The organism is Megamonas sp. Calf98-2 (genome assembly GCF_900110235.1).
Classification (GTDB): Bacteria; Bacillota; Negativicutes; order Selenomonadales; family Selenomonadaceae; genus Megamonas; species Megamonas funiformis.
In genome coordinates this window covers 45,151-61,464 of the sequence record NZ_FOCY01000014.1, presented here as the reverse complement: position 1 = coordinate 61,464, position 16,314 = coordinate 45,151, and the positions used below count along the sequence as shown (strand labels likewise).

Below are 16,314 nucleotides of genomic sequence, written 5' to 3'. Positions count from 1 at the left end.
CAATGTATCAATAACTGGCATTTCGAATTCATCACGAGTTGCTTTAACTACGATAACTTTATGTCCTGCTTGTTTAAATTCAGGAGATACAACTTTATCTGCTTCTACCATATCAAGAGCAAAAGCGATTAAAGAAGGTGGTACTGTCATATCCATGAATGTACCAGACATGGAGTCTTTACCGCCAATAGCAGCTGTACCGAATTTATGCTGTGCCCATAATGCACCTAAAAGTGCAGCAAATGGTTTACCCCATTTTTCGCTATCTTTGCCAAGGCTTTCAAAATATTCTTGAAGAGTTAAGCGAACTTTTGCATAATCACCACCGATAGCTACAATTTTTGTAATAGCTTCTACGATAGAATATACTGCACCATGGAATGAGCTCCAGCTCATGAGATATGGATTGAAACCAAATGTCATAGCAGTAGCTGTATTTGTAGAACCTTCTAATAATGGTAATGTAGCTACCATACCTTCTGCAGGTGTCATTTGACGTTTACCACCAAATGGCATAAGCACTGTATTAGCACCGATTGTAGAGTCGAATTGTTCACTTAAACCTTTTTGACTGCATACATTTAAATCTTTTAAAGTATTAAGCCAAGCATCTTTTACAGAGCCTTCTACTTGTTTTGCTTGTTCAAAATATGTTTCGCCTTCTGGCATTTTTACTACAGCATCAGTATGCTGTTTTACACCGTTTGTCTGAAGGAAAGAACGTTTAATGCTAACGATATCATTACCACGCCAATTCATAACAAGACGAGGTTCTTTAGTTACAGTTGCTACAAGTGTTGCTTCAAGATTTTCTTTTGCAGATTCAGCTATGAATTTATCTGCATCTTTAGCATCTACAACAACTGCCATACGTTCCTGAGATTCAGAAATAGCAAGTTCTGTTCCATCAAGACCATCATATTTTTTCTTAACTTTATCAAGTTCAATTACAAGACCATCAGTTAATTCACCAATAGCTACAGCTACACCGCCTGCACCAAAGTCATTACAACGTTTGATTAAGCGACTAACTTCTGGATTTCTAAATAATCTTTGTAATTTACGTTCAGTTGGAGGATTACCTTTTTGTACTTCTGCACCGCACTGAGTCAAAGATTCTAAAGTATGTTCTTTAGAAGAACCTGTTGCACCGCCGATACCATCACGACCAGTACGTCCACCGACTAAAATAACTACATCACCTGGTTGTGGTTCAAAACGAAGTACATTTTCTTTTGGAGCAGCAGCTACTACAGCACCGATTTCAAGACGTTTTGCTGCATAACCTTCATGATAAATTTCATGAACTTGTCCAGTAGCCAAACCAATTTGGTTACCATAAGAACTATAACCATGTGCTGCACCACGAGTAATTTTACGCTGTGGTAATTTACCTTTAATTGTTTCTTCAAGACTACGACGAGGGTCAGCACTACCTGTTACACGCATAGCTTGATATACATAAGAACGACCAGAAAGTGGGTCACGGATAGCACCGCCAAGACAAGTTGCCGCACCACCAAATGGTTCAATTTCAGTAGGATGATTGTGAGTTTCGTTTTTAAACATTACAAGCCAATCTTCTTGTTTTCCATCAATATTGGCTTTTACAACAATGCTACAAGCATTTATTTCTTCAGATACATCTAAATCTTGTAATTTACCTTCTTCGCGAAGTTTACGCATACCCATTACAGCAATATCCATTAAAGTAACATCTTTATGAGTTCTACCTAATACTTCACGGTCATTTAAATACAATTCATAAGCATTTTTAATTGTATCTTTATATTTACCTTCTTCAATAGAAACATTGTCGATAGCTGTTGTGAATGTAGTATGACGACAATGGTCAGACCAGTAAGTATCAATAACACGAATTTCAGTAATGCTAGGATCACGATTTTCTTCTTTAGCAAAATATTCCTGGCAGAATTTCAAATCTTCATCACTCATAGCCAAGCCCATTTCATTGCGTAAATCCATAAGCTGACTATCACTCATAGAAATAAAACCAGTTAGTATTTTTACATCAGCAGGTTCTTCCATAGTCATAGCAAGTGTTTCTGGCTTTTCAAAAGAAGCTTCTCTTGTTTCTACAGCATTGATGCAGTAATTTTTTATTTTGGCAAAAGTTTCATCATCAATTTCACCAACTAAAACAATTACTCTTGCACTGCGAATAACAGGACGTTCTTTTTGTGTAACGAGCTGTACACATTGTGCAGCTGAATCAGCTGTTTGGTCAAACTGTCCTGGAAGTGCTTCAATAGCAAATACACGTGCATTTGCAAAATCTGATAATTCTTCTTCATAGATTACATCTACTGGTGGTTCATAAAATACAACTGGTTTTGTCTGTGTATATTCTTCATCAGTTAATCCTTCGATATCATATCGACGAATAACTCTTACTTGTTCTATTCCCTCAATAGCAAATAACTCTTTTAAATCTGCAAAGAGTTTTTGAGCGGGAATATCAAAACCTTGGCGTTTTTCAACATACAATCTTCTAACTGACAATTTTATTCCTCCTGTACATTAAGAAAAAAACTCACCTCTATTGTACCTTAGAAAACTTATGATGTCCATTATTTCTAAGAAAGAAAAGCTATTTTATCCATATTTTTCACTCAAAATATATCAAATAAAAACATTTTTTACTCATCATTTATCGCACTTATTTTACATAGATTTTATTTAAAACATATTTATTCTTCTTATTTAAATCCTATACTTTATTTTAGTATTGAAATTTTTCGGGAGGGTTATTTATGTTTGATATTGGAAACAAACATTATGAATTTTTTGATATGCTAAATCAGCATGCTAAATACTTTAATCAAGGTGCAAAAATAATGTATGATGTAATGATCAATTACAGTAAAGCACAAACAAAAATGGAAGAAATAAAAACTATTGAAAAACAAGCTGATAATATTACTTCTGAAACTGTTCAAAAATTAAATCAAGTATTTATCACACCTATTGATCGCGAAGATATTTTCGCTCTTTCTTATGGCTTAGATGATGGTGTAGATAATATTCATGGTAGCCTTGAACGCGTCATCATGTACGAAGCAGGTCAGCCAAAAACCGACGGCCCTGCAAAATTATCTAAACTTTTAATTCAAGCTACAGAAGAATTAGTAAAAGCTACTGCATTATTAAAAGATATTCGTAAAAATCATAATGAAATTCTTGAATGCACTAATCGCATTTTAACTTATGAAAGTCAAGGAGATACACTCTATCGCAGTGAAATGTCTTCATTATTCAAAACTGAAAAAGACCCTATTACGCTTGTAAAATGGAAAGATATTCTTCAATGCCTTGAAGATACACTTGATCAAACAAAACATATTTCTGACACATTAAAAGGAGTTGTTATGAAGTATGCTTGAGCAAGCTTCTATCTTAATTTTTATTGTTATTACCTTAGCTCTTATTTTCGACTTTGTAAATGGTTTCCACGATACAGCAAATGCAATCGCTACATGCGTATCAACTCGTGCAGTCTCTCCAGCAGTAGCTATCATTATGTCTGCTATTTTAAATTTTGCTGGTGCTATGATTAGTACAGGCGTTGCCAAAACCATCGGTGGCGATATAGTTCAATCTGCTTCTATGGTAAATGAAGTTATCATTATCGCTGCTTTAGCTGGTGCTATTATTTGGAATTTAATAACATGGTGGTTTGGTATGCCAAGTAGTTCTTCTCATGCTTTAGTTGGTGGTATCATTGGCGCTGTAATCATCTCCGTTGGTTTTATGGGATTAAATGGCTATGGTATCTTAAAAATATTTTTATCTTTAGTACTTTCTCCTCTTGCTGCTATGGCAATTGGTTGGATTATACTACATATTATTTTTGCTATCTGTCATTCCATGAGACCAGCTACTGTCAATGATAATTGCAATCGTCTCCAAGCAATTTCTGCTGCTTTAATGGCATTTGCTCATGGTTCTAATGACGCACAAAAATCCATGGGGATTATCACACTTGCTCTTTTAAGCGGTGGCTATATCGGTGCTTTAGAAGTTCCTACTTTTGTAAAAATATCATGTGCTTTTGCTATGGCTCTCGGTACTTCTTTTGGTGGTTGGAAAATCATCAGAACTGTTGGCGGGAAAATCTTCCGCATGCAACCTGTTCATGGTTTTTCTGCTGATTTAAACTCAGCTGTAGTAATCTTTGGCGCTACACTTCTACATTTACCAGTATCTACTACGCATGTCGTTTCTGGTTCTATCATGGGTGTAGGCGCTGCCCAACGTGTTAAAGCTGTACATTGGGACGTTGCTCGTCAAATGCTTGTCGCTTGGCTTATGACAATTCCATGTACTGCAATTTTATCTGCTATTGTATATTTAATTTTACATTTATTCATCTAACACTTGATTTTTATATTAATTTTATGTTAACATAATTACACATATATAAAATGCAATGAGCGGAAAAGTATAATTTTATTGACTTTCAGAGAAATAGCGGTTGGTGAAAGCTATCAAGCGATAAAATTAGAAAGCTACCCGTGAGCACCTAGCAAAACTAGGCGCTATGCCAGCGATATCGGCATTAAGTGAGCTATTTGCTAACTAAGGTGGTACCACGGGAGAAGACCCTCGTCCTTTATTGGACGAGGGTCTTTGTTTTTTCGCTAAAATAAAGATTACTAAATTACTATTCATTAAACTTACTAAGGAAGTGATTTTATGCGTGAATTATTAGAATTACTAGAACATGATGGACGTCGTTCAATCAAAGAACTTGCTACTATGCTTGGCCGTTCTGAATATGAAATAGAAGAACAAATGAAAAAGCTAGAAAAAGAAAAAATCATTCTTGGCTACAACACTATGATCGACTGGGAAAAATACGGAGATGATAGCGTTTCTGCTATGATTGAAGTCAATGTTACTCCACAGCGTGAATTTGGTTTTGATGCTATCGCCGAAAGAATTTATCGTTTTGATGAAGTAAAAACTGTTTATCTAATGTCTGGTAGCTTTGATTTATTAGTTATCATTGAAGGTAAATCTTTAAAAAATGTAGCTGACTTTGTTGCTCGTCGTCTTTCTACAATCGAAGGCGTTACTTCTACACGCAGTCATTTTATGCTCAAACCTTATAAAAAAGATGGTATTATCATTGATGATAAAGAAACTGACCATAGATTGGTGGTATCACCATGATTGATTGGAATAAAAATTTAGCAACTACTGTACAACATACAAAACAATCCGGTATTCGCCGTTTTTTTGATATTGCTTCCACTATGGAAGATGTCATCAGTCTTGGTATTGGTGAACCTGACTTTGTAACACCTTGGACTATCCGCGAAAGCTGTATCTATGGCTTAGAACGTGGATATACGGCATATACTAGCAATAAAGGTCTTTATGAATTACGTCATGCCATCACACATATGTACGAAAGAGATTTTCAGGTAAAATACAATCCTAATGATGAAGTACTCATCACTGTTGGCGTTAGTGAAGCTGTTGACCTTGCTATGCGCGCTATTTTAAATCCTAATGATGAAATTTTAATTCCAGAGCCATGCTATGTATCTTATGCAGCTTGTGCTACTTTAGTTGGTGCCAAAGCTATTGCTGTACCTACTAAATCAGAAAATGAATTCAAAGTAACTCCTGAAGATTTAGAAAAACATATTACGCCAAAAACAAAAGCATTATTAATCGGCTATCCTAACAATCCAACAGGAACAATTTTAGAATATGATGAATTACTCGCTATTGCTAATTTTGCCCAAAAACATAATTTAATTGTCATATCCGATGAAATTTATGGCGATTTGACTTATGGCGAACGTAAACATATTTGTTTTTCTGCTTTACCTGATATGAAAGAATGCAGTATCATTTTAAACGGTTTTTCTAAAGCATATGCTATGACAGGCTGGCGCCTTGGTTATGCCTTAGCACCAAAACCTGTAATTGATGCTATGAATAAAATTCATCAATACACTATGATTTGCGCACCAATAACAGCTCAAATAGCTGGACTTGAAGCAATTCGCAATGGTCAAAAACATATGAAAAAAATGGTAGCTGAATATGACCGCCGTCGTCGTTTAATCTATGAAGGCTTTACTAGCATGGGATTAAAATGCTTTGAACCTAAAGGAGCATTTTATATTTTCCCTGATATTTCTAGCACTGGTCTTTCTTCTGAAGAATTCGCTGAACAATTACTTCTCCGTCAACATGTAGCAGTAGTTCCTGGCACTGCTTTTGGTGAATGTGGTAAAGGATTTATCAGAGCTTCTTATGCTACTTCTGTAGATAATATAAGCAGTGCTCTTGCTCGCATAAAAAATTTCTTAGATAATTTATAAAGAAAAAAGCTGATGTAAATTACATCAGCTTTTTTATTATTCTACAGCTTTACCAATAGCTTCATTAAATGTTGGGTGTGGGAATATTATTTTCTGTAGGTCTACTAGCGTTAATTCTTCTTGAATAGCTTGTGTAAATTGACTAATCATATCTGTAGCATGAGCACACATCATTTGTGCTCCCAAAATACAATCAGTTTCTTTATCCACTATTATTTTTATAAATCCTCTCTCTTGTAAGGATAATACAGTTTTTCCATTAGCACCCATAGGATATTTTATAGTTTTTACATTAATTCCTTGAGCTTTCGCTTCATCAAGAGTCATACCTACAGAGGCGATTTCTGGATTAGTATAAATACAACTAGGTATTAATTTCATATTATAAATTGGCGCTCTGCCTAACATATGACAAACTGCATTTATTGCTTCTACTGTAGCAACATGAGCTAATTGTATACCACCAATAACATCTCCACTAGCATAGATATTTTCTATATTTGTTTGGTAATTTTCATTTACTTTTATCTTACCTCTATCAGTTTCTATTGATAGATTATCAGCAAAAAGATTTTGAGTATATGCTCTTCTACCTACAGCCATCAATACTTTATCTGCTGATATGATATATTCTGCATCTTTTTGTAAATACTTACAATTATATTTCTTTGTTCCTTCGTTATAGCTTATTTCTTGGACTAATGCTTTTGTTTGAATTTCCACATTGCGTTTACTCAATAACATTTTTAAACTTTGTGCAAATTCTTTGTCCATATTAGCTAAAATTCTATCTAATGCTTCTAAAATAATGACTCTTTTTCCTAAGGAAGCATATAAAAAAGCAAATTCAATACCAATAACGCCACCGCCAATAATAGCTATTTGCTCATATACATTTTCATCATTTAATAATTCATCACTATTTATAGTCAATTCAACACCTTTTATTGGGGGCATAGCTGGCACTGAACCTGTGGCGATTAAAATATTTTTAGCTTCAATATTTTCTACTTTTTCATCACTTTGAATTGCTATCTCATGTTCGCCAACAATCTTAGCACAGCCTTTGATTATCGTCACTTTATGCATTTTCATCAATTTAGCTATGCCTTCACGAAGTTTTTGTATCACATCTTGCTTATGCAATTGCATTTTTTTCATATCAAAGGATAATGCTTGATAATCTAATCCTATTATGTCCGCTTGATTAGTCATCTCACGATATAAATCAGCTGTATGCAATAATGTTTTTGTGGGTATACAACCATTATTCAAACAAGTTCCACCAAGCTCTGATTTTTCAATTAAAGCTGTTTTCAATCCTTGTTTAGCAGCAAAAACTGCTGCTTCATATCCTGCTGGACCTGCCCCAATTATTGCTAAATCAAAATTTCCCATAAATCACCACACCTTTATAATTTACAAATCATCTTGAATTAAAGTTATTAAATCTTTACTCATAATTTTATCTTCAGTTAAATTTTCTATCCGCTCAATTATATTTCTTTTTATATACAAACAATCTTTTAATGCTTCTTTTAATGATAAAATAAAATTTTGCTCCATAGCGTCAGAATATATTTCTATATCCTTGACTCTACCTTTATCTACATAAATATAAAATTCCACATTTCCCCATGAGAAACGTCTTTGCAAATGATTTGTAAATTGTATTTTCCGTCCAAAAATCCAATCCCAGTCGCTAAATTTTTGCATTAATTCATTTATCTTTAATTTATCAACAGAATTAATCACATAATCCACAGCTGAACAATTATAAATTTTCTCTGCGGATATTTTTATCTGCTTACACATTGACTCTACTGTAATATCAGCATTATATTCTTTTAAATTTGTTACACGTGATTTTACAGAATCCACGCCTTTTGATTGTAATTTAGCTTTATCTACATTCAAGAATTTCAGCATTTGTTCACTATCTACCGATAGTAATAAAGTCCCATGATGATAACAAAAATCTCCTTGTTTATAAAAAGCATTTCCAGAAAACTTCTTTTGTTCAATAGTAATATCATTGCGACCTGTTTTTTCTGCTTTAATTCCTAAAGCTTGTACAGCCGTCAAAATTACGGATAATTGTCTATCTATATCATAATCTTCTTTTCTCACACAAAAAGTGAAATTCAAATTTCCCAAATCATGATAGACAGCACCACCACCAGATAAACGGCGAGCTATTTTTCCACCATCTTGGATAAACTTTTCTACATGACATTCTTGCCAAGCATTTTGATTTCTGCCAATCACAATGGTGTGCTTATTTTGCCATAGATAAATTATCAATTCACCTTTATTTACATTAGTAGTCAAATATTCTTCTTGAGCTAAATTATAATAGGGATTAAAGCCCTCACCTCTTACAATTTTTATACTATTTATCATAATTAATCACTCTGCCTGATAGCGTAATATTGGTTTTCTTGCAGCTAAAACTTCATCTAAACGACGCACTACAGTATTAAGTGGCATTTCATGCATAATATCTGGATTTTCTATCGCAGTTTTATAAATTTCTTTATAAATTTTAATAGCTTCGTCCATCTGTGCCTTGCCTTCTGTTTCTGTAGGTTCTACCATCAATGCTTCATGCACAATTAATGGGAAATACATTGTTGGTGGATGAATGCCATAATCTAACATAGCTTTTGCTACATCTAAAGCAGATACATTATAATCATGTTTCAATTGTTCTAAGCTCATTACAAATTCGTGCATACAAATGCCATCATAAGCCATATTAAAAGTATCTGAAAGTTCTTGTTTCATATAATTGGCATTGAGTACAGCATTTGCCGAAGCTTCACTGATGCCTTCTTTGCCTAAAGTCATAATATAAGCCAATGCTTTCAATACTACGAGGAAATGACCATAAAATTCTTTTACCATACCATATGATTTTTCATAGCGCACTAAATCAAAATAATCATCTTTTTGCACTACTTGATATCCTGGTAAAAATTCTTGTAAAAATGCTTTACAACCAATAGGGCCACTTCCTGGGCCACCGCCACCATGTGGAGTAGCAAAAGTTTTATGCAAATTAAGATGTACTACATCAAAGCCCATATCACCTGGACGAGCCCAACCCATTACAGCATTTAAATTTGCCCCATCATAATAGCATAATCCGCCTACATCATGTATCAATTTGGTAATTTCTAAGATATTTTTATCAAAAATACCAACTGTATTTGGATTAGTTAACATCAAGCCTGCGATATTTTCGCCTTCTTTAGACAATACAGCTTTTAATGCTTCTATATCAACACAACCATCACTAGATGATGGAACAGAAATAACATCATAATTTACCATAGAAGCACTTGCTGGATTTGTGCCATGTGCAGAATCAGGAACAATTATTTTATGACGTTTTTCATCATTTCTGCTCTTATGATACGCTTTGATTAATAATAATCCGGAAAATTCACCATGCGCGCCCGCTGCTGGTTGGAAAGTCATTTTATCCATACCAGTTATTTCACATAAATAATCATTAGCCAAAGAAATTGCTTCTAATGCACCTTGTACAGTTTTTGTATCTTGCAATGGGTGAATATTAGTAAAACCTTTGAAACTTGCTACTTCTTCATCAATTTTAGGATTGTATTTCATAGTGCAAGAACCTAAAGGATAAAAACCATTATTTACACCATGCACATTTTCTGCTAATTGCGTATAATGACGACTGATTTCATTTTCAGATAGCTCTGGTAAAGTCAAAGGCTCTTGACGTTTTGTAGGCAATTCTACTTTGATAACATCACAAGGCGGTAAAATACTACATTGATGATTTTGTGTACTTTGTTCAAAAATTAAATTCATATCTACACCGCCTTCACTAATTCAACTAATTTATCAATTTCTTCTTTAGTATTCATTTCTGTAGCACACCATAATATTTCTCGTTCATTTAGTGGCAATCCACCTAAAATATTATTTTGAGCTAATTTATCCATAATATCTTGTGTATTTTTGGCAGAAACAGTAACAAATTCATGGAAATATGGTTGCTGATATTTTAAAGTCAGACCTGCTTTTGACAATTCTTCTGCTAAATAATGGGCTTTAGCTACTGACTGTTCTGCAACTTCAACTAAACCTTTAGCACCCATAGTTGCAAGATAAATTGAAGCTACTAATGCACACCACTGCTGATTAGAACAGATATTAGAGCTAGCTTTTTCTCTGCGAATATGTTGTTCTCTTGCCTGCAATGTAAGTACGAAAGCTCTTTTTCCATCAACATCAACAGTTTGACCAACTAATCTGCCTGGCATTTTGCGCATCATTTTATCAGTAGTTGCCATAAATCCTAAATATGGACCACCAAAACCAAGTGGTAAACCAAGTGGCTGAGCTTCTCCTACTACAATATCAGCACCTGCTTGTGCTGGAGTTTGCAATACTGCCAAAGCTATTGGATTAGCGCCTACAATATATTTTGCTTTTACCTTATGCACTACTTCACCAAGTGCTACAAGGTCTTCAATATTACCAAGATAATTTGGCTGTTGCACATAAAAACAACTAGCTTCATTATCTATCATTGTTTTTAATGCTTCGATATCAGTAATGCCATTTTTTTCTGGCACTAATTCAACTTTTATATCATGACCAAAACTATACGTTTTAATAACTTCTATCACTTGTGGATTAGTAGTTGCTGATACATAAACAGTATTAGCTTTTTTGCGTTCATAACACATAGCTGTTGCTTCTGCTGCTGCCGTTGCTCCATCATAAACAGAAGCATTTGCTATTTGCATACCAGTTAATTCGCAAATCATAGTCTGAAATTCAAATATAGCTTGTAATATTCCCTGACTTATTTCTGCCTGATATGGTGTATATGCTGTTACAAATTCTTCTTTACTTGCAATAGCTTTTACTACTGATGGAATGTAATGATTATACGCACCAGCTCCACGGAATATATGTTTATAAACTTTATTTTTATCTGCTAAATCTTCAAATTTTCTTTTAACTTCAAGTTCAGCTAAGCCTTTTGGTAAATTCAAGCCATTTTTTAATAACACTTCTTCGGGAATATCTTTATATAAATCCACAAAAGAATTAAGACCACATCTAGTTAATAATTCCTGCTGTTCTTTTTTACTATTGACTACATATGTTCCCATAAAATCACCTCAATAATTATTTAATCGAGAGTTTGTACATATTCTTCATATTCTTTGGCACTTAATAAATCTTCATGGTCAGTTAAATTGCTAACTTTAATAAACCATGCACCATAAGGATCACTATTAATAAGTGCTGGGTCATCAGCTAATTCTTCATTAACTGCTTCAATAGTAGCACTAACAGGAGAAAATACATCAGATACAGCTTTTACAGACTCTACATCAGCAAAAGTTTCACCTTTAACTACTTCATCGCCTTCTTCTGGTAAATTAACAAAAACTAAATCACCGAGTGCATTTTGAGCATAATCTGTAATACCGATTAAATAAGTTCCATCTTCTTGTTTTTGTACCCATTCATGAGATTTTACATATAATAATTCTTCTGGAAAGTTCATAATTTATTCCTCCTAAAAATTTATAAATTTATTTTCTTTTTATTTACTTCTTTTATAAAATGGTAATTTAACGATTTCCGCTTCAACCATACGACCACGTACATCAACTTGTACTTTTGTACCTACATCTTTATGTGCTACATCTACAATAGCTAAAGCCACTGCCTGTTTTAAATATGGACAATGTGTACCTGATGTAGTAACACCGATTTTTTCTCCATCAATATAAACATCTTGTGCTTCTCTAATAATTCCTTTTCCTGTAACTTTCAAGCCTACACGACGTCTAGTTGGTGCACCTTTTTGTTCTAATGCACTCTTACCGATAAAATCTGGTTTATCCATTTTTACAAAAATGCCTAAGCCCGCTTCTTTTGGAGAAATTTCATCATTCATTTCATGACCATAAAGTGGCATTGCAGCTTCTAAGCGCAAAGTATCTCTTGCACCTAAACCACAAGGAATTAAGCCATCTTCTTTGCCATTTTCTAATAATAAATTCCAAATAGCTGGAGCATATTTACTAGCTACATAGATTTCAAAACCATCTTCGCCTGTATATCCTGTGCGAGAAATAATGCAATCAATATCATCAATCTTAGCGTCAAAAATACAAGTGTAATATTTTTGTGGAATATTTTTTTCATCAGTAACTTGAGCTAAAATATGTTCACTTTTTGGACCTTGTAATGCTAACTGAGCATAATCTGCTGAAACATCACTAAATTTTACATCACCAAAAGCATGTGCTTTCATCCATGCAAAATCTTTATCTTTATTAGCAGCATTGACTACAATAAAATATTTATGTTCATGCTGTTTATATACGATTAAATCATCAACTACGCCACCTTGTTCGTTGCACATTGGGCTATAGCGAGCATGATTAATATCTAAATCTGTATAATCATTGGATAATAACATATTTATATTTGCTAGAGCATCTTCACCTTCACAAATTATTTCGCCCATATGTGATACATCAAATAAGCCACAAGCTGTACGCACTGCTAAATGTTCTTTAATTACTCCTGTAGCATATTGGACAGGCAAACTGTACCCTGCAAATTCCACCATTTTACCATGACATTTAAGATGTTCTTCATATAATGGTGTTTTTAATAAATCCATATACATTCCCTCCTTGTAATTATTACCGACACTAAAATTTGATGTTTTTATATACTTAATTGTCCAACTGACAAACCGATATTTTAAGCTTCATATAATGGGAATTTCTTACAAATAGCTTGAACTTTTGCTTTTGCTGCTTCAATAACAGCGCCATCTTCACGATTTTCGATAACATCAGCAATGATATCTGCTACCTCACGGATATCTTCTTCTTTTAATCCTCTAGTTGTAAGTGCTGGTGTTCCTAGGCGAATACCACTTGTTACAAATGGGCTCAATGGCTCAAATGGAATTGTATTTCTATTTGCTGTGATACCTATTTCATCTAACAAGAATTGTGCTTCTTTTCCTGTGATATTTTTAGAGCGCAAATCTACCAGCATTAAATGATTATCTGTACCACTTGATACAATTCTAAATCCTTTTTTCACAAGTTCATCTGCTAGGGCTTTTGCATTATCTAAAACTTGTTGTTGATAAACTTTAAATTCATCACTTAAAGCTTCTTTAAATGCTACAGCTTTTGCTGCTATTACATGCATTAATGGGCCACCTTGAATACCCGGGAAAATTGCTTTATTGAATTGTTTGCCAAATTCTGCATCACGACAGAGGATTAAACCACCACGAGGTCCTCTAAGTGTTTTATGTGTAGTTGTTGTTACTACATCTGCATATGGTACTGGGCTTGGGTGAAGTCCTGCTGCTACTAAACCTGCGATATGTGCCATATCTATCATGAGATATGCGCCTACAGATTTTGCAATCTGTGCCATGCGTTCAAAATCGATAACTCTAGAATAAGCACTAGCTCCACCAACGATTAATTTTGGTTGATGTTCTTTTGCTAATCTTTCTAATTCATCATAATTGATGCGTTCAGTTTCTTTATCTACACCATAAGGAATAATTTTAAAATATTTACCAGAAATATTTACAGGGCTACCATGTGTTAAATGACCACCATCTGTAAGGTTCATACCTAAAATAGTATCTCCTGGCTCTAGCAAAGCAAAATATACTGCTGTATTTGCTTGTGCTCCAGAATGTGGCTGTACATTTGCATATTCTGCACCAAATAATTTTTTAGCACGATCTATAGCTAATTGCTCTACAATATCAACATATTCACAACCACCATAATAGCGTTTGCCTGGATAACCTTCTGCATATTTATTTGTAAGTATACTTCCTTGAGCTTGCATAACGGCTGTGCTAACGATATTTTCTGAAGCAATCATTTCTAGTTTTTCACGTTGACGAGAAAGTTCTTGGTCTATTGCTTTTTGTATTTCTGGGTCAACTGTTTTTAAATTTGTTAATAAATCCATGGCTACGCCTCCTGTTATTAAATAATTACTTTATTTTTATTTATAATATTCTTTTATATTTAAAACTAATTTCTATTTTTTCGCACAAAAAAGAGCGCATGAAAATTCATGCGCTCTGTCTTTTGTACCTGAAAGATTTTTCTTCTTCGGTGCAAATTTAATTGCTTTCCAGAGTTTCGTCCGTATACGGTCCTTTTGCCTGAGAGTTTGTGCCTCTTTCACCTTCGGCGTTGCTATCGCAATCTCTCCCGTATCGATCAACCGAATATCTAGGTTTATAATACCATTTAATTCAAAATAATGCAATAATATAAAAATTTTTTTACATTTAATTCAAAACTTAAGATAATTTTAATATTTATTCGTTATAATAAAGAACAGGAGTTGATCAAAAATGAAAACACGTATGCATATTACGTTTATTTTACTAGCCATATCTTTTATCATAATTGCGTTTACTGGAATTTGTATGGATTTTAAAATTTTAATACTGCCAAAAACATTATCTAAACCGTTGCATATATATTTAGGTTATTTTATGATTATACTCGTTATCATTCATTTAATTGATAATCGCAGATGGATAAAAAATATCTTTAAGTAAAGTCCTTTGACTTTACTTATTTTTTTTGCTATATTATATAGACCAGTTGTTATATTTTTATAAAAAGGAGTATAAACATGTCTACAATGTCAAAAACAGATGCTAATATTAGCGAAAATAAAAATAATATTTTAATTACACTTTTAGCTTCAATCTGCTCATTAGGTCCGCTTGCTACTGATATGTATTTGCCAGCATTGCCTCAAATGACACTTGATTTTGCAACTACACCATCTATTATTCAATTAACACTTACATCTTGGCTTATTGGTCTTGCCATAGGGCAAGTCATAGCGGGACCATTAAGTGATATTTATGGCAGAACAAGACCTCTTGTTTTCGGTTTGATAATTTTTACTATCTCTTCTGTAGCTTGTATTTTTGCCCCATCTATTGAGCTTTTTATCTTTGCTCGTTTTATTGGTGGCTTTGCTGCTTCTTCCGCTTTAGTTGTCAGTCGTGCTATTGCCAGTGATATCTATAAAGGAACAATGCTCACTAAATTCTTAGCTACGGTAATGATTATTCAAGGTCTTGCTCCTATAATTGCGCCAGTGCTCGGTGGTCAATTATTGCGTTTCTTCTCCTGGATAAGTGTTTTTGTTATTTTAACTCTTGCCGGCATCGGTATTACTCTTTTATCACTATTAAAATACAAAGAAACTCTTCCTGAAGAAAAACGTTTAAAAGGCGATATTGCCCATATTGTTAAAGTATTTTTCAGTTTATGTGCTAGACCTTATTTTGCTAGCTTATGTGCTATTCAATTCTTTGTTTTCTGTTCCTTGTTCGCTTATATATCTGGCATGCCTTTCATGCTTCAAGGTATTTATAATTTCACACCACAAGATGTTTCTCTCGTTTTTGCTTTCGTCGGTATCGGTATGATGATAGCTGGTAAAATCACTAATATTTTAACAGGTCGCATACCTGACTCTAAATTATTACTTATAGGACTTTGCCAAGGTTTGATTTTTGGTATATTATTTTTAGTAGGAATTGTTTTAGATTTTTCTATATATCTATTGATTATTTTATTGCTATTAACTCAAACAGCATTACCACTCACTGCTTCCACTAGTTTCTCTCTTGCTATGCAAACTCAAAAGAAAGTTGCCGGTAGTGCTTCTGCATTACTCGGATTTTTCTCCACAATCTCTGGTGGTTTCGTAGCACCTATTGTAGGTATTGGTGGTGGTACTACAGCTCTTCCTACAGCCTTAGTAATTGCTGTTGCTGAAGTTTTAGCATTGATTATCTTCTTAACTATCACTAGAAAATATGTTAAAACTATAGCTTCTAATACAAAAGGATAATTGC

General features: G+C 33.8%; 14 protein-coding genes, 1 riboswitch and 1 other annotated feature. Of the genes, 6 read left to right on the top strand and 8 right to left on the bottom strand.

All coding sequences use genetic code 11. The annotated features are described in order from the left end of the window. Positions 1–2,523: phosphoribosylformylglycinamidine synthase (locus BMX03_RS05775; RefSeq protein WP_091694325.1), on the bottom strand; the 2,523-nt coding region annotated here is incomplete at its 3' end. Between the two features lie 251 nt (positions 2,524–2,774). On the opposite strand from BMX03_RS05775, the gene BMX03_RS05770 reads away from it, so the two are divergent. The 4 genes from BMX03_RS05770 (at position 2,775) to BMX03_RS05755 (ending at position 6,362) form a co-directional block, all read left to right on the top strand. Next, positions 2,775–3,404 carry a DUF47 domain-containing protein gene (locus tag BMX03_RS05770; protein WP_015563486.1) on the top strand — a complete coding sequence of 210 codons (630 nt, stop codon included), beginning with the start codon at positions 2,775–2,777 and terminating at the stop codon, positions 3,402–3,404. Next, positions 3,397–4,395 carry an inorganic phosphate transporter gene (locus BMX03_RS05765; RefSeq protein WP_091694323.1) on the top strand — a complete coding sequence of 333 codons (999 nt, stop codon included), beginning with the start codon at positions 3,397–3,399 and terminating at the stop codon, positions 4,393–4,395. Before BMX03_RS05770 ends, BMX03_RS05765 begins: the two co-directional genes overlap by 8 nt. Before the next feature lie 46 nt (positions 4,396–4,441). Next, positions 4,442–4,637: a binding site (T-box leader), on the top strand. A 79-nt stretch (positions 4,638–4,716) separates the two neighbouring features. Beyond that, positions 4,717–5,196 (top strand): Lrp/AsnC family transcriptional regulator, encoded by a 480-nt coding sequence (locus tag BMX03_RS05760; protein ID WP_008540100.1) that lies wholly within the window; start codon positions 4,717–4,719, stop codon positions 5,194–5,196. Continuing rightward, entirely contained in the window at positions 5,193–6,362 is a 1,170-nt protein-coding gene (locus BMX03_RS05755) for an aminotransferase class I/II-fold pyridoxal phosphate-dependent enzyme (RefSeq protein ID WP_091694320.1), read from the top strand. The genes BMX03_RS05760 and BMX03_RS05755 overlap by 4 nt, the downstream gene beginning before the upstream one ends. Before the next feature lie 36 nt (positions 6,363–6,398). On the opposite strand, the gene lpdA is transcribed toward BMX03_RS05755, so the two are convergent. The 7 genes from lpdA to glyA all read right to left on the bottom strand — a co-directional run bounded on the left by lpdA (position 6,399) and on the right by glyA (position 14,390). Continuing rightward, a complete protein-coding gene (gene lpdA / locus BMX03_RS05750; RefSeq protein ID WP_091694317.1) occupies positions 6,399–7,760 on the bottom strand; it encodes a dihydrolipoyl dehydrogenase in 1,362 nt (453 codons plus the stop codon). A gap of 21 nt (positions 7,761–7,781) precedes the next feature. Beyond that, on the bottom strand, positions 7,782–8,765 hold the full coding sequence (locus BMX03_RS05745) for a lipoate--protein ligase (RefSeq protein WP_091694315.1): 984 nt from the start codon (positions 8,763–8,765) through the stop codon (positions 7,782–7,784). Positions 8,766–8,771: 6 nt separating this feature from the next. Continuing rightward, complete coding sequence (gcvPB, locus tag BMX03_RS05740; RefSeq protein ID WP_015563493.1) at positions 8,772–10,208, bottom strand: aminomethyl-transferring glycine dehydrogenase subunit GcvPB; 1,437 nt, start codon at positions 10,206–10,208, stop codon at positions 8,772–8,774. Between the two features lie 2 nt (positions 10,209–10,210). Then, entirely contained in the window at positions 10,211–11,524 is a 1,314-nt protein-coding gene (gene gcvPA, locus BMX03_RS05735; protein WP_091694312.1) for an aminomethyl-transferring glycine dehydrogenase subunit GcvPA, read from the bottom strand. A 20-nt stretch (positions 11,525–11,544) separates the two neighbouring features. Then, positions 11,545–11,925 (bottom strand): glycine cleavage system protein GcvH, encoded by a 381-nt coding sequence (gcvH, locus tag BMX03_RS05730; RefSeq protein ID WP_091694310.1) that lies wholly within the window; start codon positions 11,923–11,925, stop codon positions 11,545–11,547. 39 nt (positions 11,926–11,964) lie between these two features. Further along, a complete protein-coding gene (gcvT, locus tag BMX03_RS05725; protein ID WP_019000032.1) occupies positions 11,965–13,056 on the bottom strand; it encodes a glycine cleavage system aminomethyltransferase GcvT in 1,092 nt (363 codons plus the stop codon). Positions 13,057–13,139: 83 nt separating this feature from the next. Continuing rightward, complete coding sequence (gene glyA, locus BMX03_RS05720) at positions 13,140–14,390, bottom strand: serine hydroxymethyltransferase (RefSeq protein WP_091694307.1); 1,251 nt, start codon at positions 14,388–14,390, stop codon at positions 13,140–13,142. A gap of 177 nt (positions 14,391–14,567) precedes the next feature. Continuing rightward, a riboswitch (glycine riboswitch) is annotated at positions 14,568–14,651 on the bottom strand. A gap of 133 nt (positions 14,652–14,784) precedes the next feature. On the opposite strand from glyA, the gene BMX03_RS05715 reads away from it, so the two are divergent. Continuing rightward, entirely contained in the window at positions 14,785–14,994 is a 210-nt protein-coding gene (locus tag BMX03_RS05715; protein ID WP_008540118.1) for a DUF4405 domain-containing protein, read from the top strand. A gap of 77 nt (positions 14,995–15,071) precedes the next feature. Then, positions 15,072–16,310: a multidrug effflux MFS transporter gene (locus BMX03_RS05710; protein WP_091694304.1), complete on the top strand. Its 1,239-nt coding sequence runs from the start codon at positions 15,072–15,074 to the stop codon at positions 16,308–16,310. Positions 16,311–16,314: the final 4 nt, after the last annotated feature.